23 protein-coding genes are annotated in these 26617 nt (G+C 69.7%); 9 read left to right on the plus strand and 14 right to left on the minus strand.

All coding sequences use genetic code 11. From position 1 onward, the window contains the following. Positions 1-27 precede the first annotated feature (27 nt). The 3 genes from ACPEH0_RS03350 to ACPEH0_RS03360 are packed head-to-tail and all read left to right on the plus strand — an operon-like array spanning position 28 to position 3767. Positions 28-2481 (plus strand): DNA gyrase/topoisomerase IV subunit A, encoded by a 2454-nt coding sequence (locus tag ACPEH0_RS03350; protein ID WP_366213019.1) that lies wholly within the window; start codon positions 28-30, stop codon positions 2479-2481. A gap of 12 nt (positions 2482-2493) precedes the next feature. Beyond that, entirely contained in the window at positions 2494-3102 is a 609-nt protein-coding gene (locus tag ACPEH0_RS03355) for an SRPBCC family protein (protein WP_366213018.1), read from the plus strand. Then, complete coding sequence (locus tag ACPEH0_RS03360) at positions 3099-3767, plus strand: DUF4166 domain-containing protein (RefSeq protein ID WP_366213016.1); 669 nt, start codon at positions 3099-3101, stop codon at positions 3765-3767. The genes ACPEH0_RS03355 and ACPEH0_RS03360 overlap by 4 nt, the downstream gene beginning before the upstream one ends. Position 3768: 1 nt before the next feature. On the opposite strand, the gene ACPEH0_RS03365 is transcribed toward ACPEH0_RS03360, so the two are convergent. After that, positions 3769-4017: a DUF4287 domain-containing protein gene (locus tag ACPEH0_RS03365; RefSeq protein WP_359918804.1), complete on the minus strand. Its 249-nt coding sequence runs from the start codon at positions 4015-4017 to the stop codon at positions 3769-3771. A gap of 31 nt (positions 4018-4048) precedes the next feature. Beyond that, positions 4049-6121 carry a DNA gyrase/topoisomerase IV subunit B gene (locus ACPEH0_RS03370; RefSeq protein ID WP_423719407.1) on the minus strand — a complete coding sequence of 691 codons (2073 nt, stop codon included), beginning with the start codon at positions 6119-6121 and terminating at the stop codon, positions 4049-4051. Positions 6122-6315: 194 nt separating this feature from the next. Here ACPEH0_RS03370 and ACPEH0_RS03375 point away from each other — a divergent pair, with 194 nt between their 5' ends. Beyond that, positions 6316-6537, plus strand: a complete 222-nt coding sequence (locus ACPEH0_RS03375; protein ID WP_018186680.1) for a DUF7455 domain-containing protein — start codon at positions 6316-6318, stop codon at positions 6535-6537. 61 nt (positions 6538-6598) lie between these two features. Here the strand turns inward: ACPEH0_RS03375 and ACPEH0_RS03380 are convergent, their stop codons facing one another. The 5 genes from ACPEH0_RS03380 to ACPEH0_RS03400 all read right to left on the minus strand — a co-directional run bounded on the left by ACPEH0_RS03380 (position 6599) and on the right by ACPEH0_RS03400 (position 11834). Continuing rightward, positions 6599-7612, minus strand: a complete 1014-nt coding sequence (locus ACPEH0_RS03380; RefSeq protein WP_217531711.1) for a sugar-transfer associated ATP-grasp domain-containing protein — start codon at positions 7610-7612, stop codon at positions 6599-6601. 24 nt (positions 7613-7636) lie between these two features. Next, on the minus strand, positions 7637-8650 hold the full coding sequence (locus tag ACPEH0_RS03385) for a sugar-transfer associated ATP-grasp domain-containing protein (RefSeq protein ID WP_366213015.1): 1014 nt from the start codon (positions 8648-8650) through the stop codon (positions 7637-7639). Between the two features lie 11 nt (positions 8651-8661). Further along, the gene (locus ACPEH0_RS03390; RefSeq protein ID WP_064002135.1) at positions 8662-9366 is read right to left on the minus strand and encodes a coenzyme F420-0:L-glutamate ligase; all 705 of its coding nucleotides are present in this window, start codon (positions 9364-9366) and stop codon (positions 8662-8664) included. Further along, complete coding sequence (locus ACPEH0_RS03395) at positions 9363-10682, minus strand: RNA polymerase sigma factor (protein ID WP_064002136.1); 1320 nt, start codon at positions 10680-10682, stop codon at positions 9363-9365. Before ACPEH0_RS03395 ends, ACPEH0_RS03390 begins: the two co-directional genes overlap by 4 nt. Positions 10683-10904: 222 nt before the next feature. Beyond that, on the minus strand, positions 10905-11834 hold the full coding sequence (locus ACPEH0_RS03400; protein ID WP_366213014.1) for a proteasome assembly chaperone family protein: 930 nt from the start codon (positions 11832-11834) through the stop codon (positions 10905-10907). An 86-nt stretch (positions 11835-11920) separates the two neighbouring features. On the opposite strand from ACPEH0_RS03400, the gene ACPEH0_RS03405 reads away from it, so the two are divergent. The 3 genes from ACPEH0_RS03405 (at position 11921) to sucB (ending at position 16551) form a co-directional block, all read left to right on the plus strand. Then, a complete protein-coding gene (locus ACPEH0_RS03405; RefSeq protein WP_366213013.1) occupies positions 11921-13393 on the plus strand; it encodes a leucyl aminopeptidase in 1473 nt (490 codons plus the stop codon). After that, a complete protein-coding gene (gene lpdA / locus ACPEH0_RS03410) occupies positions 13390-14760 on the plus strand; it encodes a dihydrolipoyl dehydrogenase (RefSeq protein WP_366213012.1) in 1371 nt (456 codons plus the stop codon). Before ACPEH0_RS03405 ends, lpdA begins: the two co-directional genes overlap by 4 nt. Before the next feature lie 63 nt (positions 14761-14823). Continuing rightward, the gene (sucB, locus tag ACPEH0_RS03415) at positions 14824-16551 is read left to right on the plus strand and encodes a 2-oxoglutarate dehydrogenase, E2 component, dihydrolipoamide succinyltransferase (RefSeq protein ID WP_253034589.1); all 1728 of its coding nucleotides are present in this window, start codon (positions 14824-14826) and stop codon (positions 16549-16551) included. Between the two features lie 14 nt (positions 16552-16565). Here sucB and ACPEH0_RS03420 read toward each other — a convergent pair whose 3' ends face one another. After that, the gene (locus ACPEH0_RS03420; RefSeq protein ID WP_366213011.1) at positions 16566-17840 is read right to left on the minus strand and encodes a hypothetical protein; all 1275 of its coding nucleotides are present in this window, start codon (positions 17838-17840) and stop codon (positions 16566-16568) included. Positions 17841-17957: 117 nt separating this feature from the next. Between ACPEH0_RS03420 and ACPEH0_RS03425 the strand changes: the two genes are divergently transcribed. Then, entirely contained in the window at positions 17958-18668 is a 711-nt protein-coding gene (locus ACPEH0_RS03425) for a DUF4191 domain-containing protein (protein ID WP_217531720.1), read from the plus strand. A gap of 9 nt (positions 18669-18677) precedes the next feature. Here the strand turns inward: ACPEH0_RS03425 and ACPEH0_RS03430 are convergent, their stop codons facing one another. Next, the gene (locus ACPEH0_RS03430) at positions 18678-19106 is read right to left on the minus strand and encodes an RDD family protein (protein ID WP_423719408.1); all 429 of its coding nucleotides are present in this window, start codon (positions 19104-19106) and stop codon (positions 18678-18680) included. Between the two features lie 131 nt (positions 19107-19237). Between ACPEH0_RS03430 and glnA (ACPEH0_RS03435) the strand changes: the two genes are divergently transcribed. Next, positions 19238-20662, plus strand: coding sequence for a type I glutamate--ammonia ligase (gene glnA / locus ACPEH0_RS03435; protein ID WP_366213009.1), 1425 nt, complete (start codon positions 19238-19240; stop codon positions 20660-20662). 63 nt (positions 20663-20725) lie between these two features. Here the strand turns inward: glnA (ACPEH0_RS03435) and ACPEH0_RS03440 are convergent, their stop codons facing one another. The 5 genes from ACPEH0_RS03440 to ACPEH0_RS03460 form a co-directional block, all read right to left on the minus strand. Further along, on the minus strand, positions 20726-20992 hold the full coding sequence (locus tag ACPEH0_RS03440; RefSeq protein ID WP_366213008.1) for a hypothetical protein: 267 nt from the start codon (positions 20990-20992) through the stop codon (positions 20726-20728). A 48-nt stretch (positions 20993-21040) separates the two neighbouring features. Continuing rightward, positions 21041-21949: a DUF808 domain-containing protein gene (locus ACPEH0_RS03445; RefSeq protein WP_366213007.1), complete on the minus strand. Its 909-nt coding sequence runs from the start codon at positions 21947-21949 to the stop codon at positions 21041-21043. Positions 21950-21976: 27 nt separating this feature from the next. Then, the gene (locus tag ACPEH0_RS03450) at positions 21977-24958 is read right to left on the minus strand and encodes a bifunctional [glutamine synthetase] adenylyltransferase/[glutamine synthetase]-adenylyl-L-tyrosine phosphorylase (RefSeq protein WP_366213006.1); all 2982 of its coding nucleotides are present in this window, start codon (positions 24956-24958) and stop codon (positions 21977-21979) included. A 4-nt stretch (positions 24959-24962) separates the two neighbouring features. Then, positions 24963-26300: a type I glutamate--ammonia ligase gene (gene glnA, locus ACPEH0_RS03455; protein WP_064002148.1), complete on the minus strand. Its 1338-nt coding sequence runs from the start codon at positions 26298-26300 to the stop codon at positions 24963-24965. Between the two features lie 78 nt (positions 26301-26378). Beyond that, a complete protein-coding gene (locus ACPEH0_RS03460; RefSeq protein WP_217531732.1) occupies positions 26379-26561 on the minus strand; it encodes an SPOR domain-containing protein in 183 nt (60 codons plus the stop codon). Between the last annotated feature and the right edge of the window lie 56 nt (positions 26562-26617).

The following is a 26617-nucleotide window of genomic DNA, read 5'->3' on the forward strand; positions in this document are numbered from 1 at the left end:
AGCATCTCCCGAAGACCGATCGAGGCCATGGCATCGCGCACTCCCCCTCCCCCTCCCGCCGTTGAACGCATCGAGGACGTCGATCTTGCCGACGAGATGCAGGGGTCCTTCCTGGAGTACGCCTACTCGGTCATCTACTCGCGCGCCCTGCCCGACGCGCGGGACGGCCTGAAGCCGGTGCAGCGCCGCATCCTGTTCCAGATGTCGGAGATGGGGCTGCGCCCCGACCGCGGCCACGTCAAGAGCGCGCGCGTCGTCGGCGACGTCATGGGAAAGCTCCACCCGCACGGCGACTCCGCGATCTACGACGCGCTCGTCCGCCTCGCCCAGGACTTCGCCCTGCGCGTCCCGCTCGTCGACGGGCACGGCAACTTCGGCTCGCTCGACGACGGCCCTGCCGCGGCGCGGTACACGGAGGTCCGACTCGCGGCATCCGCCCTCGCACTCACGGAGAACCTCGACGAGGACGTCGTCGACTTCATCCCGAACTACGACGGCCAGTTCCAGCAGCCCGAGGTGCTGTCGGCCGCCTTCCCGAACCTCCTCGTCAACGGCGCGACCGGCATCGCCGTCGGCATGGCGACCAACATGGCGCCGCACAACCTCATCGAGGTCGTCTCGGCCGCCGTCCACCTGCTCGAGCACCCCGACGCGACCCTCGACGAGCTCATGGAGTTCGTGCCGGGTCCCGACCTCCCCGGCGGCGGCGTCATCGTCGGACTCGACGGCATCAAGGAGGCGTACGAGACCGGGCGCGGCTCCTTCCGCACCCGCGCGAAGACGTCGATCGAATCGCTCGGCCCGCGCCGCACCGGCATCGTCGTCACCGAGCTCCCCTACATGGTCGGCCCCGAGCGGGTGATGGAGAAGATCCGCGACGCCGTCACGGCGAAGAAGCTCACCGGCATCTCGGACCTGACCGACCTCACCGACCGCAACAACGGTCTGCGGCTCGTGATCGGCATCAAGACGGGCTTCGACCCGAACGCCGTGCTCGAGCAGCTGTACCGCCTGACTCCGCTCGAGGACTCGTTCGGCATCAACAACGTCGCCCTCGTCGCGGGTCAGCCGCAGACGCTCGGGCTGAAGGACCTCCTGCGGGTGTACCTGGACCACCGCATCCAGGTCGTCACGCGGCGCAGCCGCTACCGGCTCGCCCGCAAGCAGGAACGCCTCCACCTCGTCGAGGGCCTCCTCATCGCCATCCTCGACATCGACGAGGTCATCCAGGTGATCCGCACCTCGGACGACAGCGATCAGGCCCGCATGCGACTCATGGACGTGTTCGACCTGTCGCAGCCGCAGGCCGAGTACATCCTCGAACTGCGCCTGCGCCGGCTGACGAAGTTCTCGCGTGTCGAGCTCGAGAGCGAGCGCGACACCCTGAAGGCCGACATCGCCGCACTGGAGGAGCTGCTGGCCAGCGACGTGCTCCTGCGCCGTCAGGTCGCGAAGGAGTTGGATGCCGCAGCCGAGGCCTTCGGCACGCCGCGCCGCACCCTGCTCATGAACGGCGGACCGGTCACCCCGCGCGGCCGCGCCGCTGCCCCTGCCGATCTGCAGATCGCGGATGCGCCGTGCCGCGTCTTCCTCTCCGCGACCGGTCGCATGGTGCGCGCCGAGCTGGTGCCCGACGTACCGGGAGGCGGCATCGTGCCGCCGGCCCGCCGGTCCAAGCACGACGCCATCCGGTCGGCGGTCGACACGACGACTCGCGGCGACCTGGGCGCGGTGACCACGCTCGGACGCCTCGTCCGGTTCACCCCGGTCGACCTCCCCTCGGTCCCGGCGAACTCGGTGCAGCTGGCGGCCGGCACACGCGCCGCGCAGTACCTCGGGTTGGGCGCGAACGAGCATGTGCTCGCCCTCGTCCCGTTGACGGCCGACGCGCCGATCGCGCTGGGCACGGCGCAGGGCGTCGTCAAGCGGGTCGCGGCGACCGAGCTCCCGGCCGGTAAGCCGGACGTCGAGATCATCGCGCTCAAGCCCGGCGACACCGTCGTCGGGGCGGCGCTCGCGCCGGACGGGACCGAACTCGTCTTCGTCACGACCGACGCCCAGCTGCTGCGGTTCGATGCCGCGGCCGTGCGTCCCCAGGGCCGCTCGGCGGGCGGCATGGCCGGCATCCGTCTCACAGGCGACGCCCGCGTGATCGCCTTCACCGCCGTGGCCGCGACCGACGACACCGTCGTCGCGACCGTCGCCGGATCCACCGCGGCCCTGCCGGGGACGGATGCCGGGTCCGCGAAGGTCTCCGCGTTCACCGAGTTCCCCGCCAAGGGTCGTGCGACCGGCGGCGTGCGCGCGCAGCGATTCCTCCGCGGCGAGGACGCGCTCATCCTCGCCTGGGTGGGCGATGGCCCCCGCGCCGTGGGTGCGGACGGCTCGGTCCGGCAGCTGCCCGAACCGGGTGCGAAACGCGACGCCTCCGGTCAGGTCCTCGACGCCGTCATCGGCGCCATCGGCACCGCGGTCTCCTGAGGCGGCACGGGCGTGGCTCGGCGCGGCATCCATGTGGAGATCGACATCGCCGCGCCGATGGAGCACCTCTGGGCGCTCACCCAGGACCCCGAGCTGCACCCGCGCTGGGACGTCCGGTTCTCGCGCATCCAGCCGACGGGCACCGACGCGTCCGGGAGGCAGCGGTTCACGTACGAACGTCGGACGCCGCTCCACACGGTGCGGGGCACGGGTGTCAGCCTGGGCGAGCGCCTGCGGCCCGACCGCACCCGGACGTCGGCGCTGCGTTTCTCGACGACCGATCGACTCTCTCCGATACGCCGCGGACGGGGGTACTGGCGGTACATCCCCCTGCGCGACGGCCGGGTGCGATTCGTGACGGGGTACGACTACGACCCCGGGTGGGGCCCCGCCGACGTCCTCGTGCGTCCGCTTCTCGGCTGGGCGACGGCGTGGAGCTTCGACCGGCTGCGCATCTGGGCCGAGACGGGGGTCGCACCGGAGCGGTGGGGCCTCGTCTCCGTCTTGGCCTGGTGGCGCGCGGACCGACCTCGCGCGGCGCGGTGCGGTCGTCGACCCGCCGGCCGGCACGCCCTCGACGATGCGCCGGCAACCCTCGCCGACCTTCGGGAGCCGACATGACCTCGCTCTTTCGCACCACGATGGGAGCGGACTTCGATCGTCTGCACCCGCAGCTCCAGCGTCGTTTCGACGTCGGGCTGACGGGCGGCATGGCTTGCGTGGGACGCGGGGTCATGACGCGGATCACGCGCGGCCCGTGGTGGACGGTGCCGTTCCTGCAGATCGGGCGCCTTCGCAACATCCTCGTCCCCGACGTGGGCGCCGACGTCCCCTTCACGATCGCCAACTACCCCTACCTCGATCCGTACGGACGGGAGACGGTCACCTTCGTGCGCGAGTACCGGGTCCGCGGCAGGAGGCGCCGCTTCGACGCGACGATGGTGGCAGGGCCCGACGGGATCGTCGACTACCTGGGGACCCACCAGCACCTCGCGGTCGACCTCGACGTGTCGGCGGAGCCCGACGGGTCACTCCTCCTGCGCAGCGGCGCGCAGCGCTTCTACGAGGGGCCGGTCGCCTTCCGCTTCCCGATGCTGTTCAGCGGCCGCGCGACTCTCCGCGAGCGGTTCGACGAGACCGACGGACGGTTCCACGTCGACCTCCGCGTCGACAACGACCGCTTCGGGTACCTCTTCGGCTACCGAGGGTCCTTCACGTGCGAGTGGATGCCGGCGTCCGACGCCCCGGCTCATCTGAAGCCGCGTCGCCACGAGCGGCGCCTCTGAGTCAGGCGGTCAGCTTCGCCTTGACGTAGGCGACGATCGCGTTCGCGTGGCCGTGGCCGAGGCCGTGCTCCTCCTTGAGGAGCCCCACCGTCTCCATGTGCGTCCTCGTGTCGAGCGCGTCGGCCGCGATGTCGAGCCAGTGCTGCACGGACTGCCCATACGTCTTCTCGATGCTCGGGAAGTACGACGCCGGCCCCTTCGGCTTGTCGCCGGGGGCGATCACGGGAGCGACGACGCGGTGGGAGGTCATGAGCCCAGGGTAGACCCGAGGAGGCGCCGGGTCAGGCGTCGATCCGCTCGCGATCCAGCCGTTCGCTCGAGGTGACGATGAAGTCCCGGCGGGGCGCCACCTCGGATCCCATGAGCAGCTCGAACACGGTGGAAGCGACTTCGGCGTCCTGCACCCGGACGCGGCGGAGAGTGCGTCCCGCGCGGTCCATCGTCGTCGTCGCGAGCTGGTCCGCGTCCATCTCGCCGAGGCCCTTGTAGCGCTGCACCGGCTCCTGCCACCGCTTGCCCGACTTCGTCAGCTTCGCAAGCAGCGTGTGGAGTTCCTGCTCGCTGTAGGTGTAGATCGTCTCGTTGGGCTTGGCGCCGGGGTTCATGACGACGACGCGGTGCAGCGGCGGCACGGCGGCGTACACCCGACCCTCTTCGATGAGGGGCCGCATGTACCGGAAGAAGAGGGTGAGCAACAGCGTGCGGATGTGTGCGCCGTCGACGTCGGCGTCGCTCATCAGGATGATCTTGCCGTAGCGGGCGGCCTCGAGGTCGAAGGAGCGGCCCGAACCGGCACCGATCACCTGGATGATCGCGGCGCACTCGGCGTTCGAGAGCATGTCGCTGATCGACGCCTTCTGGACGTTGAGGATCTTGCCGCGGATCGGCAGCAGTGCCTGGTACTCGCTGTTGCGGGCGTGCTTGGCCGTCCCGAGCGCCGAGTCCCCCTCGACGATGAACAGTTCCGACTCGGCGACGTCGTTCGTCCGGCAGTCGGCGAGCTTCGTCGGCAGCGAGGACGACTCGAGCGCGTTCTTCCGGCGCTGGGTCTCCTTGTGCGTGCGCGCCGAGATCCGGGCCTTCATCTCGGAGACGACCTTCTCGAGCAGCAGGGCGGTCTGCGCCTTGTCGTCCCGCTTCGTCGAGGCGAACTTGGCGGCGAGCTCCTTCGAGACCACCGATGTCACGACGTTGCGGACGGCCGGCGTGCCCAGGATCTCCTTCGTCTGGCCCTCGAACTGGGGCTCCGGCAGGCGGACGGTCAGCACCGCCGACAGTCCCGCGAGGATGTCGTCCTTCTCGATCTTGTCGTTCGCACCGACCTTGAGCTTGCGGGCATTCGACTCGATCTGCCCGCGCAGCGTCTTCATGAGGCCCTGCTCGAAGCCCTGCTGGTGCGTGCCGCCCTTCGGCGTCGCGATGATGTTCACGAACGAGCGGGTGACCGTCTCGTAGCCCGTCCCCCATCGCAGCGCGATGTCGACCTCGCACTCGCGCTGCACCTCGGTGGGGACCATGGCTCCGGAGGCCTGCAGGACGGGCACCGTCTCGGTGAACGTGCCGGTGCCGGTCAGACGCCACGTGTCCGTGATCGGCGCATCCGGGGCGAGGAAATCGGCGAACTCCGAGATGCCTCCGTCGAAGCGATAGCTCGTCTCGACGGTGTCCGCTGTCCGCTGGTCGACGATGACGATCTCGAGACCGGGGACGAGGAACGCGGTCTGACGCGCGCGCTGCTCCAGCTCGCTGAGATCGAACGTTGCGTCCTTCGTGAAGATCTGCCGGTCCGCCCAGTAGCGGATGCGGGTACCCGTGACACCCTTCGCCGCCTTGCCGACGACGCGCAGCTCGCTGGACTTCTCGAACGGCCGGAATCCGGATGACGGCGAGTCGCCCTCGAACACGCCCGGCTCACCCCGGTGGAACGACATGGCGTATGTCTTGCCCGCCCGGTCGACCTCGACGTCGAGCCGCTCCGAGAGGGCGTTGACGACGGACGCGCCGACACCGTGGAGACCACCGGATGCCGCGTACGACCCACCGCCGAACTTGCCACCCGCGTGCAGCTTGGTGAACACGACCTCGACACCCGTCAGGCCGGTGCGCGGTTCGACGTCCACCGGAATGCCGCGCGCCCGATCACGGACCTCGACGCTGCCGTCGGCGTGCAGGATGATCTCGATGCGGTCGCCGTGTCCGCCGAGGGCTTCGTCGACCGAGTTGTCGATGATCTCCCAGAGGCAGTGCATGAGTCCGCGGGAGTCGGTCGAGCCGATGTACATACCGGGCCGCTTGCGCACGGCCTCGAGCCCTTCCAGGACCTGGAGATGATGGGCGGAATACTCGGCTGTCACGATCTCCCATCGTATGCGGCACCCCCGACACCACGCCGACCGACACACACGCCGTCACGAGGTCGCCACGCACAGCGGGCACATACCGTACGCGCACAGCGAAATGTCATGCAATGGCGGCATACCCGCAACATCGGCGTGGTTGTATTGCGTGACAGTTCACCCGTCATGAGCAGTACGAGGAGGCACCTGACATGAGCACGTCGACCACCACCGAGCCCGGAGCCGTCCTCGAACACCGCCTGACGGCGATGGATCGCTGCGACTCCTGCGGAGCCCAGGCCTACATCGCCGCCGAGGTCAACGGGAGCGAACTCCTGTTCTGCGCCCACCACGGCCGCAAGTACGAGGAGAAGCTCCGCGCCGTCGCCACCTCGTGGCACGACGAAACCGCCCGCCTGACCGAGTCGGTCTGAGCCGCGGCATCCCGATCACGACGAAAGCCCCCTGCCATGCAGGGGGCTTTCGCGTTGCAGGTCAGAAGCCGACGGCCGCCTGGTACACCGGGAGGAGGCCCGTTCGCACGCCCGACGCCGACGGCTTCGGCTGGAAGACGCTGGAATTGTGGTTGCCCTCGATGACGACGGGACCGTTCGCGGTGATCGCGATGTCCCACCCCACGTAGGGCGCCTCGGGCGTCCGACGGGCGAGGGCGGCGACCAGATCGAGGACCTCGCTGTAGAGCGGCACCCGGAATCCGACGATCGGCGTTCCCGTCACGGGGTGCTCGCGATAGACGTTGCTGTTCTTGTCGACACCGGGGTACAGCGCGACGCCCTCGTCGTCGAGCATCGTGAACATCCCGCCCGAGGCGAAATTGTCGATGACGTCGCCGTTGCCGATGCGCAGCACGGCCGCCAGCAGGTGCACACGGTCGTCCTTGTCGAGGAACGTGATGAGCCGGACGGTGTTGACCGCGTCCGGGTACAGCGCCGACATCTCGGGGTGCTGCACGATGAACTCGTCGAGCACCGTCTGGCCCTGGGCGGTCACCTCGGCCCGGAACCGCGCCGGGTCGACGTCGGGGCCGACCTCGTGGAGCTCGATCCCCCCGCCGCCGTGACCCTCGTTGGGCTTGGCCAGCACACGCGGGTGCCGGGAGAGGAACGCCGCCAGCTGCGCGTCGTCGACGTCCCGCAGATCGATCGTCTCGCGACCGAGCAGATCGGCGTACTCGCGGGCGAACCGGCGCTTGTCCTCGAGCTTCGAGCGCCCCTCGGGCGTGTTGTACATCTTCGTGATGCGGAAGGACTTCGGATGCGTCATCCACGTCTTCCGCTCACGCGCGTTCAGGAGCCGGATGTCCCACACCGCGTAGTCGCGGAACGCCATGTCGTAGCGCACCGAGCACCACAGCATGTCCGCGATGATCACCGGCAGCGGCGCCTTCGACACCCGCTGGACGGTCCGCGCGAACTCGACGAGGTTGCCCGGGCGAAGCTTGCGTGCGCGACGGATCAGGTACTGCAGGCGGACGCGGATGCGGCGCATGTCGGTCCCTTCGGTTGGGGTCGGTCAGAAGCGCATCGCAGCGCGGTAGCGGGGCAGCAGACCGCGACGGATGCCGGAGACCGAGGGCTTCGACTGGAAGACGCCGGAGTTGTGGTTGCCCTCGATGACGACGGGGCCGTCGGGCGTGATGGCGATGTCCCACCCGATGTACGGGAAGGCCGGCACGCGACGCGCGAGCCGGTCGACGAGCTCGAGCACCTCGTCGTAGAGCGGCACCTGGAACCCCGTGATGGGTGTTCCCGTCGCGGGGTGCTCGGCGAACGGGCACCCCTCCTCGTCGCTGGCGGCGTGGAGGGCACGACCCTGCTCGTCGAGCATCGTGTACATGCCGCCGTTGCTGAAGTTGTCGATGACCCCGCCGTTGCCGATCTTCAGCACACCCGCGAGGACGTGCACCTCGCCGTCGGGATCGAGGTAGGACACCATCCGGAGCGAGTTGACGCTCCCGGGGTACAGCGCCGCCATGTCGGGATGCTGCACGAGCACCTCCTCGACGAGCGTCTGACCGTCGGCGAGCAGCCGATCGCGGAAGGCGTCGACGTCCCCGATGTCGGCGGAGTCGACGAGCGTGATTCCGTTGCCGCCCACGCCGCCGGGGTTCTTGGCGATGATGCGCGGGTGGCGGGCGACGAAGGCGGCGAAGGCCGCGGCATCCGACTCACCGAGGTCGAGCCACTGACGACCCAACTCGGGCCCGAAACGGGTGGCGAACTGGAGCTTGTCGTCGAAGATCGCCCGCTGCGCGTTGTCGTTGAGGCGTCGCGAGAGGTGGAACGACTTGGGGTCGGTCATGTACGTCTTACGCTCACGACCCTTGAGAATGCGGAAGTCCCACTCCGAGTAGTTCTCGAACGTCGTCTCGTAGCGCACCGAGCACCAGGCCATGTCGGCGACGACCCACCACAGCGGCGCCTTCGACAGCCGCGCGGACTGACGGGCGAACTGCAGCACACGCTCGGTGTCGAAGTTGACCACCCGGCGCACGAAGAAGCGGGCACGGCGGTAGAGCCTGTTCACGGCGCCCACGGTCAGCCCTTCGACGGACGGATGATGCCGAGCGGCGTGGACTGGTGTCCCTGGCCGAGCGGGTTGTCCGAGAGGATGCGGACGAGCCGCTGCTCCCCCGCCTTGTCGAGCGTCGACCCGAGGATGTTGCCGCCGATGTCGTTGATGTCGACGACCGCCACCTCGAACGCGCCGCCGAGACGGGACTTCAGGCGCGCGGCCACGGCGGCCGGCTCCTTCGGACCGAGCACGACCGCCTTGTTGTACGGCGGGATCGTGTGCGGAGTCGGGCCGTCGATCGAGCGCGCCTTGTCGCCGGCGATCCGGTAGAAGTCACCCCGTCGTCCGAACAGCTTCGTGATCGCGGCGACGCCGGCGGCGAACAGGATGCGGGGCGTCCCGCATTCGCGCAGCGCCATCTCCATCGTCTCGGGCATGCCCAGGCCGATGCCGTACTTCGTCTTGACGACGTAGCGCGAGAGGAAACGCGCGAGCGGGCGCGGCGCGATGTCCTCGACGAGGTACGACCTGCCCTGCGTGATCGCGACGATCTTCTCCGTCACGAACAGCAGATCACCGGGCTGGAGCTCGGGCGAGGCGTAGGTCGCGACGATCTCGTCGATGTCCTCGCCCGGCATGACGACGTGCGTCCGGATCGGGATCCGGGCGTACGTCGCGCCGTCGACCGCTCGCGTGAGCTCCTTGCCCTCGTTCGCGGCGCCGCTCATTCGAGGTAGTCCCGCAGCGACTGCGACCGAGACGGGTGCCGCAGCTTCGCCATCGTCTTGGACTCGATCTGACGGATCCGCTCACGCGTGACGCCGAACGTGTCGCCGATCTGGTCGAGCGTCTTGGGCTGACCGTCGCCCAGGCCGAACCGCATCCGGATGACACCCGCCTCGCGCTCGCTGAGCGAGTCGAGCAGGGACTCCAGCTGACGCTGCAGCATCGTGAAACCGACGGCGTCGGCGGGGACCACGGCCTCGGTGTCCTCGATGAGGTCACCGAACTCGCTGTCGCCGTCCTCACCGAGGGGCGTGTGAAGCGAGATGGGCTCGCGGCCGTACTTCTGGACCTCGATGACCTTCTCGGGCGTCATGTCGAGCTCGCGGCTGAGCTCCTCGGGCGTGGGCTCGCGACCCAGGTCCTGGAGCATCTGCCGCTGCACGCGGGCCAGCTTGTTGATGACCTCGACCATGTGGACGGGGATGCGGATCGTGCGCGCCTGGTCGGCCATCGCGCGGGTGATCGCCTGACGGATCCACCAGGTGGCGTAGGTCGAGAACTTGAAGCCCTTGGTGTAGTCGAACTTCTCGACGGCACGGATGAGGCCGAGGTTGCCCTCCTGGATGAGGTCCAGGAACTGCATGCCGCGACCGGTGTAGCGCTTGGCCAACGAGACGACCAGTCGCAGGTTCGCGCCGAGCAGGTGGCTCTTGGCGCGCTGCCCGTCACGGGCGACCCACTGCAGGTCGAGACCCAGCTGCGACGACTTCTCGGCCGCCGTCATGTGCGAGAGCTTCTCCTCGGCGAACAGGCCCGCCTCGATCCGCATCGCGAGCTCGACCTCTTCGGCCGCGTTGAGGAGCGGGACCTTGCCGATCTGCTTCAGGTAGTCCTTGACCGGGTCGGCGGTCGCACCGGTGATCTGCGTCGAGTAGACCGGGACCTCGTCGTCGTCCGAGGAGGAGATGACGATCGCGCCCGTCGGGAGCGGCTCGGTGAAGGCAGGCTTCGCGGGCTCGTCCTCGTCCTCGCCGTCCGCCTTCTCGGCATCCTTCTTCGTGTCGTCGTCCGAGGCATCGTCGGCGGCGTCGACGTCGATCTCGACCTCGTCGACTTCTTCGTCTTCGTCCTCGTCGTCGGCTGCCTTCTTGGCGCGTGCCTTGGCCGGGGACGCCTTCGTCGCGGCCGGCTTCTTCGCCGCGGCCTTGCGAGCCGGGGCCTTCTTCGCCGGGGTGGTCGCCGCCTCGGGCTCGACCGCTTCGGCGTCGTCGACCGTGTCGGCCGCGCGTGTACGGGTGGTCCTCGTGCTCGAAGTCACGTTTCGCCTTTCACCGACGGCACTCCGCCGGGTTTCGGACACTAGTAAGACCCTTGTCAAGTCCGCCGGACTCGCACGGAAGCGACTCCACGGGCCCGACAACGGGTCATTTCGTCCATTCTCTCATACGTCTCGGATGCATGAAGGACGTACCCGTGTCAACACCGAATACCTTGTGCGCATTCCCCGGCGGAATGCTGTCACGGCGGCGCGGGGTGCGACTCAGCCGAGCCCGGGGCGCCGGTCGTCGTCGCCGGCGGGACGGTTCGCGAGGAACCGCTCGAGCTCGGCGGCCAGCTCGTCGGCGGACGGCAGATCGCCGGTGTGGATGATCGGCTGGGCCTGCGTCGAGCCCGCCATGTAAGCGTCGTAACGGCTCTCGAGGTTGCCGAGCATGGCGGTCAGTTCCTCACTGGCCGCGACCTGGTCGTCCACCTTCTCGAGGTACTCCCGGTTCTCCTCACGGAGGGTGTCGCTGTCGAAGACGAGACCGGTCGCGACGGAGACGCTGTCGAGCGCGGCGATCGCCGCCGCGGGGAAGTCCGTCTCCGCGAGGTAGTGCGGCACCAGCAGGGCGAACCCGGACACGGAGACACCGGCATCCGAGAGCCGGTACTCGAGGAGGTGCCCGGCGGTCGAGGGGACCTGGGTGCGGGGCTTCCATACGGAGTGCGCCTCGGTGAGGTCGGCGCGGTTGCCGCTGACCGTCGTCCCCAGCGGCCGCGTGTGGGGCACCGGCATCGGGATCGCGTGCACCCACGTGACCGACCGGACCTGCAGCCCCTCGGCGAGTCCGACGACGGTGTCGACGAAGGCCTCCCAGGCGAAGTCGGGCTCGTAGCCGGACAGCAGAACGAAGGGCTGACCGAGCGAGTCGTGGACCAGCGCGAGGTCGAGACGGGGAGGCTGGTAATCCTCGAGGTGGTCGCCGTTGAAGGTGATGAGGGGCCGGCGGGCGCGGTAGTCGAACAGCACGTCCGGGTTGAAGGTGATGACCGGTTGCGGGTCGAGCTCGGTGTGCAGGTGGTCGACGACGCGGGTGACCGCGGAACCGGCATCCGTGAAGCCGGTCAACGCGACGACCAGCGGAAGGCCCGCGGGCACGGGCGGCGCCGTCGTGATGCGCTCGTAGAGGGGACCAGACAGGGGCATGTCTCCACTGTAGGAGCACGCCCGAAGCAGGCGGCGCGCCACCCGTCCCGCTCTGAGCGAACGCCCCCGTCCATAGGATGGATTTCATGCCGTACCCCGAGCTGACCGTGTCCACTTCTCCTGCACGCGACGGCGGTGCCGACGCGATCATCCTCGCCCTCCCGCCGCTCGACGACGCGGCGTCGGTCCTCGCGGACTGGCCGGGTGTCGAGGAGGTCCTCCGCGGCATCGGATTCAGCGGCACCCCCGGGACCACGACCCGGGTCTTCGCCCCCGCCGCCACCGCGCTCCCCCTCTTCGTCGTGGGGACCGGCTCTGCACCCTCGGCCGAGGCGATCCGGGATGCCGTCGGTGCCGCCGTGCGCACGACGACGGGGTTCGCCCGGCTCGCCGTCGCCCTCCCGCACGCCGAAGCGCACTGGCGCGCCGCGGCCGAAGGCGCGGTCCTCGGCGGATACCGCTTTGAGGGATACAAGTCCTCCGAGTCCGGGAAGGCCCGCGCCTCCCACGTCGTCCTGCATCTGTCGGCCGACGTCGACCCGGAGGAGCTGCGCGCGGTCGACGTCACCGGGTCCGCCGTCGCCCTCGTGAAGGACCTCGTCAACGTGCCCGCGGAGTGGCTCGGACCCGCCGATCTCGCCGAGCGCGCCATCGAGGCCGTCGCGGGGCTCCCCGTCGACGTCGAGGTGCTCGACGAGACCGAGCTCGCGGCGCAGGGATACGGCGGCATCCTGGGCGTCGGCAAAGGATCCGACCGTCCGCCCCGCCTCGTCCGCCTGACTTACTCCCCCGCGGGCGCCGACCGCCACATCGCCCTGGTGGGCAAGGGGATCACGTTCGACACCGGCGGACTGTCGCTGAAGCCACCGGCATCCATGGTCGGGATGAAGTTCGACATGGCGGGCGCGGCGACCGCACTCGCCGTGGTGCGCGCCGCCGCGCAACGCGAACTGGCGATCGCGGTGACCGCGTGGCTGTGCATCGCCGACAACATGCCCTCCGGGCGCGCGACCCGCCCCGGCGACGTCCTGCGGATGCTCGACGGGACGAGTGTCGAGGTCCTCAACACGGATGCCGAGGGCCGCCTCGTCCTCGCCGACGGACTCGTCGCGGCGAGCCGGACGCGACCCGATGTCATCGTCGACGTCGCGACGCTCACGGGTGCCGTGATCGTCGCGCTCGGCAACCGCCACACGGGGGTCATGGGCGACGACGCGACCGTGGCGCGCTACCTCGAGGCGGCAGCATCCGCCGGTGAGGCCGCATGGCAGCTGCCGCTCCCCGACCACATGGAGGACGAGCTCGACTCCCCCATCGCGGACCTCCGCAACGCCAAGGTCGGCGACCCGGCGGGCGGCACGATGTTCGCCGGGCTCTTCCTGCGCCGCTTCGTCGGCCGCACGGGAGAGGCTGCCGACGCCCCCCGCATCCCGTGGGTGCACCTCGACATCGCGGGCAGCGGCGAGAACAAGGCCTCGCCCTTCGGCCCGACCGACAAGGGACCCACGGCGGCGACGGTCCGTTCGCTGCTCGCCTTCCTCGAGGCGGAGATCCGATGAGCCGCCACGAGTTCGACGTCGTCGTCCTGGGCGGCGGCAGCGGCGGGTACGCCGCCGCGATCCGCGCGAGCGAGCTGGGCAAGAAGGTCGCCCTCATCGAGAAGGACAAGGTCGGGGGAACCTGCCTGCACCGCGGCTGCGTGCCGACCAAGGCGCTCCTCCACACCGCGGAGATCGCTGACCACGTGCGGGAAGCCGCCGCCGTCGGCGTCGACGCCTCGCTGACGGGGTTCGATCCGGCGCGGATGACCGCTTACCGCGAAGGCATCGTCGCCAAGAAGTACCGCGGCCTGCAGAGCCTGCTGTCCACGCGCGGCATCACCGTGGTCGCGGGCGAGGGCCGGCTGAGCGCGGACCGGTCCGTGATCGTCGGCGAGGACGAGTACGCGGGTGCGGATGTCATCCTCGCGACGGGCTCGCAGACGAGGTCGCTCCCGGGGATCGAGGTCGGCGGACGGGTGCTCACGAGCGAGACCGCGCTGACGCTCGACACCGTCCCCGGCTCGGTGGTCGTCCTGGGCGGCGGGGTCATCGGGGTCGAGTTCGCGAGCGCGTGGCGTTCGCTCGGCGTCAACGTCCTCATCGTCGAGGCCCTCGACCGACTGCTCCCGGCAGAGGATGCCGCATCGAGCAAGGCCCTCGAACGCGCGTACCGCAAGCGCGGCATCCGGACCGCCCTCTCGACCCGCTGCGAGGGCGTCTCGCAGCGCGAGGACGGCGTGGCCGTCGCGCTCTCGGACGGAGCCGTCGTCGAGGCGGACTACGTCCTCGTGGCGGTCGGACGAGGTCCCGCCACCGACGGCCTGGGCCTGGACGAGGCGGGTGTCACCCGCGACCGGGGGTTCGTCGTCGTGGGCGACGACCTGCAGACCGCGGTCCCCCACGTATGGGCCGTGGGCGACATCGTCCCCGGGCTCCAGCTCGCGCACCGCAGCTTCCAGCAGGGCATCTTCGTGGCGGAGCGGATCGCCGGTCTCGCGCCGGTCGCCGTCCCCGAATCGACCATCCCGCGCGTGTCGTACTCCCACCCGGAGGTCGCCTCGGTCGGCCTCACCGAGGAGCAGGCGCGCGCCGCGCACGGGGATCGCGTCGCGGCCTACGAGTTCAACCTCGCCGGCAACGCGAAGAGCGAGATCCTCGGGACCGCGGGCTTCGCCAAGGTCGTCCGCATCGTGGACGGCCCCGTCGTGGGCGTGCACCTCGTCGGCGACCGCGTCGGCGAGCTCATCACCGAGGGACAGCTCGCGATCGGATGGGAAGCCCACCCCGAGGACATCGCACCGTTCGTCCACGCGCATCCGACCCAGAGCGAAGCCCTCGGCGAGGCGTTCCTCGCGCTCGCGGGCAAGCCCCTCCATACCGTCTGACCCCGTCGCACGGGCGACACTAAGCTAGACAGCACATCGCACTTTCTTGAAGGAGACACAGTCATGAGCACATCCGTGGTCCTCCCCGCGCTCGGTGAGAGCGTCACCGAGGGAACGGTCACCCGCTGGCTCAAGAAGGTCGGTGATTCCGTCCAGGCCGATGAAGGACTCCTGGAGATCTCGACCGACAAGGTCGACACCGAGATCCCCTCGCCCGTCAGCGGCGTCATCGAGGAGATCCTCGTGCAGGAGGACGAGACCGTCGAGATCGGCGCCGTGCTCGCGAAGATCGGTGACGGCTCGTCCGCGCCGGCCGAGTCCGAGCCCGCCGAGTCCGCTCCGGCCGAGTCCGCACCTGAGCAGTCCGCGCCCGAGCAGTCCGCACCCGCCGAGCCCGCCCCGCAGGAGACTCCCGCCGAGTCCGCACCGGCACCGGCACCGGCGGCATCCGGCGACGCGAAGGACGTCGTCCTCCCCGAGCTCGGTGAGAGCGTCACCGAGGGCACCGTCACCCGCTGGCTCAAGCAGGTCGGCGACGACGTCGCGGTCGACGAGCCCCTCCTCGAGATCTCGACCGACAAGGTCGACACCGAGATCCCCTCGCCCATCGCCGGCACGCTGACCGAGATCCTGGTCCAGGAGGACGAGACCGTCGAGGTCGGCGCCGTCCTGGCCCGCGTCGGATCCGGCGCCGCCGCGGCACCCGCTGAATCGGCCCCCGCGGCTCCCGCCGAGGAGAAGGCCCCCGAGGCCCCGGCGCCCCAGAGCGAGGCGCCCGCCGCCGAGCAGCCCAAGGCCGAGGAGCCGAAGGCCGAGCAGCCGAAGGCCGAGCAGCCCGCTCCGGCCGCACCGGCGCCGGCCGAGTCGGCGTCGGACGACGAGGGCGTCACCTACGTGACTCCTCTCGTGCGCAAGCTCGCCCAGCAGCACGGCGTCGACCTGTCGAACGTGCGTGGCAGCGGCGTCGGTGGACGCATCCGCAAGGAGGACGTCCTCAAGGCCGCCGAGGCCCCCAAGGCCGAGTCCGCGCCCGTCGCTACCGCCGCGCCGGCGCCTGCCGCCGTCGAGGTCTCGCCGCTGCGCGGGACCACCCAGGCGATGTCGCGTCTGCGCAAGGTGCTCGCCAGCCGTGCCGTCGAGTCGATGCAGCAGACCGCTCAGCTGACGACGGTCGTCGAGGTCGACGTCACGAAGCTCGCGAACTACCGCGACTCGGTGAAGAACTCGTTCCTCGAGAAGACCGGCGACAAGCTGTCGTTCCTGCCGTTCTTCGCGCTGGCGGCCGCCGAAGCCCTCAAGGCGTTCCCGATCATCAACGCGACCGTCGACGGCGACCAGATCGTCTACCCGGCGAGCGAGAACCTCTCGATCGCGGTCGACACCGAGCGGGGTCTGCTGACGCCCGTCCTGCGTGACGCCGGCGACAAGAACATCGCACAGATCGCGCACGAGATCGCCGACCTCGCCGACCGGACGCGTAACAACAAGCTGAAGCCCGACGAGCTGGCCGGCGGCACGTTCACGCTCACCAACACCGGTTCGCGTGGCGCGCTGTTCGACACCCCCGTGGTGTTCCTGCCGCAGTCGGCCATCCTGGGCACGGGCGTCGTCGTGAAGCGTCCCGGAGTCGTCTCGGTCGACGGGAAGGACGCGATCAGCGTCCGCTCCTACGTCTACCTGGCGCTGTCCTACGACCACCGCGTCATCGACGGTGCCGACGCCGCGCGCTTCCTCAGCGCGGTGAAGGCTCGCCTCGAGGCGGCGCAGTTCGAAGGTCAGCTCGGCGTCTGACACCCCCAGCGGGATCATGGCTGGTCCGCGAGGTCGTACACCTCGCGGACCAGCCATCGCTTTTCCACCCGCACCATGACGAGCACCTGGGTCACCTCGGCCGTCACGATCCGGACGGCCGCGGCACCGCCGTACTCGTCGACCACCTCCACCGCGTAGTCCCCACCCGCGGCGTCGATCGGTCGGGCCGCTCCGGGCTCCTCCCAGAGCTTTCCGAGACAGGCGTCGTCACCACAGGCAGCCAGCGCGTCCACCAGGCCGCGAGCCGCGTCGACGATCTCCGCCGGCCCCTCATCGGACCGGACGGCGTCCTCCGTCGCAGGATCCTCGTCGCGCACCGGAGTGGCGGATGCCGACGGCGCCGCCGCGCGCGTCGGATCAGCGGACCCGCCGGCCGCCGCTGCCGGGCGCTCCCCCTCCCCTGACGGCCACAGGGCGCCCCCGACGATGACCGCCGTGGCCACGGCTGCCGCGACGAGGAGGACACGGCGCCGTCCCCCCGTGGGCCGGTCTGCCTGCCGATCACCCGCGCGCGGCGTCTCACGGGTGCGATGGACGACCGCGGCCCACGCGCGCGCGACCCGCTCGGCGACCCCCACGTCCACCAAGCGCGCGAGCAGGTCCCGCACGGTGCCGGCGACGCTCCCACTCGCGTGCGGAGGAGCCACGGCGCGTTCGCGTCTCTTGGGCAGGTGCCCGTCCTCGCGCCGTTCCGTCGGAAGCGGTTCGGGATCCGCCGCGGCGAACAACGCGCCTTCGATCGCCTCGCCCTCTCTGCGCAGGAGCCGGGGATCGCCGATCGCCGCTGCGGCGCTGTCGAGTGCTCGCTGCAGCGCCGGGTCTGCGGCATCCACCCGCCGGAGGAGGTCCACGGTGTCCTCGCGCCAGGCGAGCGTGCCGGTCAACGCGAGGACGGGTCTGCCCTCGGTGGTGACCCACCATCGTCCGGCCTCGGCACCGAGTCCGTCCGCCTCGCGTGCGCCTCGGAGGGCGCTGACCGCCAGCGTGACGAGGACACCCGGCGGAGGCGAGCCGTCCGTCAGCACCTCGTCGAGCCTGACGGGACAGTGCGGCAGGACGACACGGGGACCTTCCGGCGCCCCCGCGGCGTCCATCGGGGCGAGGAGGTGCTCGGCCCCGTGCACCGCCCACGCGGGCGAGGCGCCGAAGGCAGCGGCGTCCACCCACACGGTCGGCGGGTCACCGGCGCGCAGTACCCCGGCGAACGGGGCCTCGGCTGCGGTGAGCTCGCGCAGCGCCGGCGGGATGTCCAGAGCGACGGGTTCCATTGCTCCACCCTCCGCCCGCGCCCACCATCATCGGCTGCGCTTCGACGACCGGTGGACAGCCGCCCGCGGCCGACGACGTGTGAAGAAGTCCGCGGGCCGCGAAGGTAGGCTGAGCACATGGCATCCCGCAGTACCGCACCTGAGAAGCGCCCCGGATTCTTCTCCCAGATCCGCTCGCTGTACACGTTCACCCGGAGCGAGTTCCGGTGGTTGCCGTGGGCCTTGATCGGTGCCCTGCTCCTCGGTGTCGCCTTGGGCGTCGGCCTCGGCTTCCTCGTGCCGCCGGTGGAGATCTGGAGCGTCATCCTCTGGGGTGTCAGCGGCCTGCTCATGGGCTTCCTCTTCGCGATGATCCTGCTGACGCGCCTGTCGACGCGGGTCATGTACAAGAAGCTCGACGGGATGCCGGGTGCCACCGGCCACATCCTCTCGACCGGTCTCGGTCGCAGCTGGGTGACGTCCGACATGCCCGTGGGCGTCAACCCGCGGACGCAGGACGCCGTCTACCGGGCCGTCGGTCGCGGCGGGGTCGTCATCATCGGAGAGGGTGCGCGCGGGCGACTGACGCGCCTCGTGAACGACGAGCGCAAGAAGGTCGCGCGGGTCGCCTCGGGCATCAACATCGAGGTCCTCTACGTCGGCGACGGCGAGGGCGACGTCCACATCTCCAAGCTCGCCAAGACCATCAAGGCGCTGCCCAAGACCGTCGATCGAGCCACCCTCGCGGCCGTCGTCAAGCGCATCGACTCGGTGTCGCAGTCGGTGACGTCGCTGCCGATCCCCAAGGGCATCGACCCGACGCGCGCCCGCGCTCCGCGACCCCGGTAAGCCGCCGCGTCAGCCGCGGACGAGGACGGTTCCGACCACCTTGTCGTGGAGGCCACGCTGGTCGGCGTCCCAGATCACCGCGGGCAGCACGACCACGAGCAGTGCCGTGCGGACGATGGGACGCCAGAGGCCGGGCCATCCGCCGCGCGCCAGCTCCACCCGCATCCCGAGGAGCCGGTGACCCGGACTCCCGCCGATCGTGGGGATGAACAGGATCTGGAGGGCGGCGAACACGATCATCGGCGCGAACAACGTCCAGCCGGCCTTCTCAGGCAGGGCGAACTGGTCGTATCCGAAGAACGCCGTCGCCAGGACCGTCGCCGCCGCGTAGTCGATGAACAGGGCGCCGATGCGCCGGCCGGGCCGACCGATGCTGCCGCGGCCGGTGGCGGGACGGCCGAGCCGTTCGCCGGGGTAGTCGGGCAGGGTCGATGACACCGTCTCAGCGTAATCCGGACCGCGTAACATCCTCGAAACATCGGGGACACTGCCGGGCAACTGCACCCCGATAGGTTCGAGGAGCGCCTGATCCGACGGGCGACGACAACGCACCCGATCTTGGAGACTCCATGTTCAAAGATTCTTCCGAGGTGCTCGCGTTCATCAAGGACGAGGACGTCAAGTTCCTCGACATCCGTTTCACGGACCTCCCTGGTGTGCAGCAGCACTTCAACATCCCGGCCTCGATCGTCGACGAGGAGTTCTTCACGGTCGGCCAGCTCTTCGACGGCTCCTCGATCCGCGGCTTCGCGAACATCCACGAGTCGGACATGCAGCTCATCCCGGATGTCACGACGGCCTACCTCGACCAGTTCCGCGAGGCGAAGACGCTCGTCATGATCTTCGACATCTACAACCCGCGCACCGGCGAGATCTACCACAAGGACCCGCGTCAGGTCGCCAAGAAGGCGGAGAAGTACCTCGCGTCGACCGGCATCGCCGACACCGCGTTCTTCGCGCCCGAGGCGGAGTTCTACATCTTCGACGACGTCCGCTACGAGGTGAAGCAGAACTCGAGCTTCTACTCCGTCGACTCCGAAGAGGGCGCCTGGAACACCGGCCGCGCCGAAGAGGGCGGCAACCTCGCCAACAAGACGCCGTACAAGGGCGGATACTTCCCGGTCAGCCCGGTCGACAAGACCGCCGACCTGCGTGACGACATCACGCTGAAGCTGATCGAGGCCGGTTTCGTCCTCGAGCGCTCGCACCACGAGGTGGGCACCGGCGGCCAGCAGGAGATCAACTACCGTTTCGACACCATGGTGCACTCGGCGGACGACATCCTGAAGTTCAAGTACATCGTCAAGAACACCTGCGAGCAGTGGGGCAAGGTCGCGACCTTCATGCCCAAGCCGCTCTTCGGCGACAACGGCTCCGGCATGCACACGCACCAGTCGCTGTGGCTCGACGGCAAGCCGCTCTTCTACGACGAGAAGGGCTACGGCGGGCTGTCGGACACCGCTCGCTGGTACATCGGCGGCCTGCTGGCTCACGCCCCCGCGGTCCTCGCGTTCACCAACCCGACGATCAACTCGTACAAGCGACTGGTCAAGGGCTACGAGGCGCCGGTCAACCTGGTCTACTCGGCCGGCAACCGCTCGGCGGCCATCCGCATCCCGATCACCGGGTCGAACCCGAAGGCCAAGCGCATCGAGTTCCGCGCACCGGATGCCTCCGGTAACCCGTACCTCGCCTTCGCCGCGCAGATGATGGCCGGCCTCGACGGCATCATCAACCGCATCGAGCCGCACGAGCCGGTCGACAAGGACCTGTACGAGCTTCCCCCCGAGGAAGCCAAGAACATCCCGCAGGTCCCGAACTCGCTCCTGGACTCGCTCGAGGCGCTGCGCGCCGACCACGAGTTCCTGACGCGGGGCAACGTGTTCACGCCCGAGCTCATCGAGACGTGGATCGAGTACAAGATCGAGAACGAGATCAAGCCGATCGCGGCGCGTCCGCACCCGTTCGAGTACGAGCTGTACTTCGGGGTCTGATCGCCCGACTGTGAAGGCCCGCCGGCATCGCGCCGGCGGGCCTTTCACGTGTGCGGCCGCGGGTCAGAACCCGGGGAGGTTGATCTCCTTCGGGTCGACCTCGACCTCGCCGACGTCGTCGGGTCCCCCGGTGCCCGGTGCGACCTGCACCTGATCCTCGTCGATGTCGCCCGCCACCTCGTCGGAGACGTGCTCGTCCTGCTTCTGCTGCGTCTCGGTCTCGCTGCCGGGGCTGTACGCGGCGTCGTGATCGATCTGGTCGTCCTGCGAGTGGGCGGTGTCGGTGGCCTCGGTGGGCTCGACCGGAGCGGAGTTCTGATCGTTCGTCATGTCTGGACGGTACGGCCCCGCTTGGCAGCCGCCGGACCCCTTGACAGGTCAGTGAACGGAGGCGGACGAACTGCCGCGGTGCTCCTTGTGGCCTCCGCGGAGCCGGCCGACGAGCATGATCACCCCGACGATCACGAGGCCGAGGAGAAGGCCGGCGATCGCGGAGACCAGCGTCTCGCCGACCCAGACCACGACCGGACCGGCAGCCTCGAGCAGGTGCTCGACGCCGTGCAGGAGGTCGGTCGTCCAGTGCCATCCGACCTTGCCCACGTTCTCCAGGACGAGGTGTCCACCGACCCACAGCATCGCCACGGTCCCCAGGATGCTGATCCCGCGGAACACCGCGGGCATGGACCGCACGATGCGGGCGCCGTTGTGGCGGACGCGCCTGACCGGGCTCTTCGCCATCCGCAGACCGATGTCGTCGATCTTCACGAGCAGGGCGACGGCCCCGTAGACGAGCAGCGTCATCATGAATCCGATGACAGCCAGGATGGCGAGGGTCTGCCAGATCCCGAGCCCTTCCTCCAGGCTGTCCAGCGAGATGAGCATGATCTCGCTCGAAAGGATGAGGTCGGTGCGGACGGCGCCCAGCACGAGCTTCTTCTCGTCGCGCTCCGCCTCCTCCTCCGCGTGGAGGTGGAACCCGAACCACTCGAGGACCTTCTCCGCACCCTCGAAGCAGAGGAAGGCGCCGCCCAGGATCAGGAGGTAGGGCAGCACCCACGGCGCGAAAGCGGTCAGCACGAGGGCGATCGGGATGATGATCAGGAACTTGTTGATCAACGAGCCGAGGGCGATCTTGCCGACGATCGGCAGTTCGCGGGCCGGGGTCACACCCTGCACATACTGCGGGGTCACCGCGGCGTCGTCGATGACGACGCCCGCAGTCTTGGACGACGCCTTCAGGGCGGCGCTCAGGATGTCGTCGACGACGGCCAGCAGTCCAACGGACATGGGGGAAGCCTTTCGGTGGGTCGGCGCTCAGCCGTAGAAGAGATTCTCGAAGGCGCGGCGGGCTCGCCGCGCGGTCCGCAGCCAATCCTCCTCCACCTGCGTGGCCGAGCGCGGTTCATACTCCAGGAGGCGGCCGATCCCGTCGAGTTTGCCACGGTCGCTCGGCAGCACGTCGCTCGTCTGACCGGACAGGAGCGTGTTCGCCGAACGGAGGCGACTCGCGAGCCACCAGGCGGACGACAGCCTCTCGGCTGCGGAATCCGGGATCAATCCGGCGCCCTGCGCCGCCGCGAGTGCCTGTGTCGTGGAAGTCGTGCGAAGACCCTCGACCTGCGCGGCGTGCTGCAACTGCAGCAGCTGCACGAGCCACTCGACGTCGCTGAGGCCGCCGGGGCCGAGCTTCAGATGACGCGATCTGTCGGCCCCCTGCGGCAGCCGCTCGTTCTCGACGCGCGCCTTGATGCGTTTGATCTCGCGCAGGCCCTGCGGGTCGGGATCGAGCGGATAACGGACCTCGTCCGCCAACGCCGTGAACCGCGCGATCAGCTTGACGCTGCCGGCGACGCCCCTCGCCCGCAGCAGGGCCTGAGCCTCCCACGACAGGGACCAGCGCCGGTAGTACTCGGCATAGGCGTCGATCGAGCGCGCCATGGGCCCGTTCCGGCCCTCGGGCCGCAGCCCCGCGTCGAGGTCGAACGGCGCACGATGGTCCTCGGAATGCGTGCGCAGACCCTGCACGATCTTCAGCGCGAGATCGTGTGCGCGCTGGGGCGGCACACCGTTGGGATCGTAGACGAACATGACGTCGGCATCCGATCCGAAGCCCAGCTCGCCGCCGCCGAAGCGCCCCATCGCGATCACCGCGAAATCGAGCGAATCGTCCTCGGGGGGCACGACCTCCCGCCAGACGGCCCGCAGCGTCGCCTGGATCGTCACCTCGCTGATGGAGGTGAGACCGTCGGCGAGCTCGGCCATCGTCAACTCGCCGAGCAGGCCGCCGAGGGCGAGACGCAGCAGTTCCCGGCGTCGCAGCGCACGCACCGACCGCATCGCGTCGCCGATCGACTCGTGACGGGCCTGGATGGCGCGAGCCTCCTGCTGCAGGGCGAACCCGGACCTCGGGCGCAGCTGTTCGGACGAGTCCAGCCACGCGACCGCCTCGGGGATCCACTCCATGAGGTCGGCGGCATAGCGGGAGCCGGAGAGCACGTGGGTGAGCCGTTCGGCCGCACCCGACGAGTCCCGGAGCATGCGGAGGAACCACGGCGTGTCGCCGAGGCGTTCGCTGATGCGGCGGAACGAGATCATCCCGTAGTCGGGGTCGACGCCGTCGGCGAACCACCGGATCATCACCGGCATGAGGTGCCGTTGGATGGTGGCCTTGCGGCTGAGTCCGCTCGTCAGTGCGCCGATGTGGCGGAGCGTGCCGGCGGGATCGCGGAAGCCGATGGCCGCGAGACGATCGTGCGCCTGCGTGGACGACAGCGCCCCCTGCTCCTCGGCCGGGAGGGCCGCCACGGCCGACAGCAGCGGCCGGTAGAACAGACGGATGTGGATCTCGCGCACCTGCTGCTTGATCCGCTCCCAGACCGCACCGATGCCCGCCGCGTCGGTGGCGAGGCCCGTGGCCCGCGCCAGGACGCGCAGCTCGTCGTCCGTGGTCGGCATGAGGTGCGTGCGCTGCAGTCGGCGCAGCTGCAGTCGGTGCTCCATGACCCGGAGGGTGCGGTAGTGCTGGCCGAAGGCCGCGGCATCCGTCCGTCCGATGTACCCCTCGCCGACGAGCGCGACGAGGGCCCCGAGCGTGCTCTGCTGCCGGATCCCCTCGTCGGCGAGACCGTGGACCAGTTGCAGCAGCTGCACCGTGAACTCGATGTCGCGGATCCCGCCCGGCCCGAGCTTCAACTGCCGCGCGACCTCGTCGGCGGGGATGTGATCCGTCACGCGTTCGCGCATCCGCTGGACGCTGTCGACGAAGTTCTCGCGCGCGCTGCTCGTCCACACCTGCGGCTGCACGGCCGCGCAGTACTCCTCCCCCAGCGCCAGGTCGCCCGCGAGCGGGCGCGCCTTGAGGAGGGCCTGGAACTCCCAGCTCTTCGCCCACCGGGCGTAGTAGGACAGGTGCGAGTCGAGGGTCCGCACGAGCGCACCCTGCTTGCCCTCGGGTCGCAGGTTGGCGTCGACCTCCCACAGCGGCGGTTCGATCTCGACGTCCGAGATGCCGCGCATCGTGAGGGTGGCGAGACGGGTCGCGATGTCGATCGCGCGCCCCTCCGCCAGGTCGGCGCCGTCGGCGACCCCGGCGACGAAAATCACGTCGACGTCGCTCACGTAGTTCAGTTCGCGGGCCCCGGTTTTGCCCATCCCGATGACGGCCAGCCGCGTCGCCGCCACCTGTTCGCGCGGGAACATCGCGACCGCTGCGCGCGTCCGCGCCGCGCACAGCGAGGCGTCGAGGGCGGCGCCGGCGGCGTCGGCGAGGGCGGCCGCGACCTCGGGCAGGACGTCGGTCGCGTCGGTCGCGGCGAGATCGTACGCCGCGATGAGGGCGACGATCCGCCGGTAGCGGACGCGCAGGGCGACCCACGCGGATTCATCGGATGCCGCCGCGAAACCGTCGGCATCCGCTCCGATCGCCTCGAGCAGCCCCTCCCGCATCGCTTGCGGCGAGGGGAGCATGCGACCGGCCCCGACGAGGTGGGTGAGCTCCTCGGGGTGGCGGAGGAAGAAGTCCGCGAACCCCGACGAGGCACCGAGCAGCGACCACAGCACCGCGCCCGCGTCGTCCATGGCGGTGCGCAGGGCGGCGGCATCGCGCCGGCCGATCCGCACGCAGGCCTGAACCGCGCCGTCGGGATCCGCCGCTCGCTGGGCGCTCTCGACGAGGTGGCCGCGGTCGATCCCGGTGAGGGAGCTCAGCTCGTCGAGGGCGTCGGAGGATGTCTCGAGGTCGGAAAAGCCCGCACGGGCCAGATCGGTGAGTGCTGCGCGTCGCTCGGTGGAGGCCATCGCCTCAGAGCATCTCGAGGTTCTTCTGCAGCTCGAACGGGGTGACCTGCGACCGGTACTCCTGCCACTCGCGGCGCTTGTTCAGCAGCACGTAGTTGAACACCTGCTCGCCGAGTGTCTCGGCGACGAGCTCGGACTCCTCCATGTACTCCAGGGCGTGGTCGAGGCTCGAGGGAAGCGGACCGTAGCCGAGGGCCCGGCGCTCGGCATCCGTCAACGACCACACGTTGTCCTCGGCCTCGGGCGGGAGCTCGTACTCCTCCTCGATGCCCTTGAGGCCGGCGGCGAGCATGAGCGCGTACGCGAGGTACGGGTTGGCGGCGGAGTCCAGTGCGCGGTACTCGACGCGCGTCGACTGGCCCTTGTTGGGCTTGTACATCGGCACCCGCACGAGGGCGGAGCGGTTGTTGTGGCCCCAACAGATGAAGCTTGGCGCCTCGTCCCCGCCCCAGAGGCGCTTGTAGGAGTTCACGAACTGGTTCGTGACGGCCGAGATCTCGTTCGCGTGACGCAGGAGGCCGGCGATGAACTGGCGGCCGGTCTTGGAGAGCTGGTACTGCGCGCCCTCCTCGTAGAACGCGTTCATGTCGCCCTCGAACAGGGACATGTGCGTGTGCATGCCGCTGCCCGGCTTGCCACTGAGGGGCTTCGGCATGAACGTCGCGTAGACGCCCTGCTCGATCGCCACCTCCTTCACGACGGTGCGGAACGTCATGATGTTGTCGGCCGTCGCCAGCGCGTCGGCGTACCGGAGGTCGATCTCGTTCTGACCCGGCCCACCCTCGTGGTGGCTGAACTCGACGGAGATGCCGAGGTCCTCGAGCATCCGCACCGAGCGGCGGCGGAAGTCGTGCGCCGTGCCGCCGGGGACATTGTCGAAGTAGCCCGCCGAGTCGACGGGCTCGGGTCCCTCGGGACCGAAGGACGACGACTTGAGCAGGTAGAACTCGATCTCGGGGTGCGTGTAGAAGGTGAAGCCGGCGTCCCCCGCCTTGGCGAGGGCGCGCTTGAGCACGTTGCGCGGATCGGCGACCGCGGGCTGCCCGTCGGGGGTCGTGATGTCGCAGAACATGCGCGCCGTCGGGTCGATCTCGCCGCGCCAGGGCAGGGTCTGGAACGTGGAGGGGTCCGGGTGGGCCAGCAGGTCGGACTCGTAGGAACGGGTCAGACCTTCGATCGCGGACCCGTCGAAGCCGAGTCCCTCCGCGAAGGCGCCCTCCACCTCGGCGGGGGCGATCGCGACCGACTTGAGGGTTCCGGTCACATCGGTGAACCACAACCGGATGAACTTGACCCCCCGTTCCTCGATCGTCCTCAGAACGAAGTCACGCTGCTTGTCCATCGCATCCTTCCCGGTGCCGAGCCGACTGCAAGACTATCGGTCCGCCACGGCGCCGCACTCACGCGACGCGGGCGCGCCTCAGTCGTCTTCGGCCGCGTCCTCCGCCGCCCACGCGCGGGAGCGTTCGCGCATGATCTCGGGAGCGCGCGCCGCCTCTTCGGCGGTGTCGAACGGGCCGGCCCGATCGGCCGACGGCACCTCGTACCCCTGCTGCACCTCGCCCGTCTTCAGGTTGTACCAGTACTTGTCGGCGTCGCTCATGGGGTCCTCCTCGGCCTCGTGTGCTTCATCCTACGAAGGCGGCGCCCCGCATCCTA

This window comes from Microbacterium sp. NPDC079356, from assembly GCF_049545465.1.
In the GTDB taxonomy this organism is placed as follows: Bacteria; Actinomycetota; Actinomycetes; order Actinomycetales; family Microbacteriaceae; genus Microbacterium; species Microbacterium gawkjiense.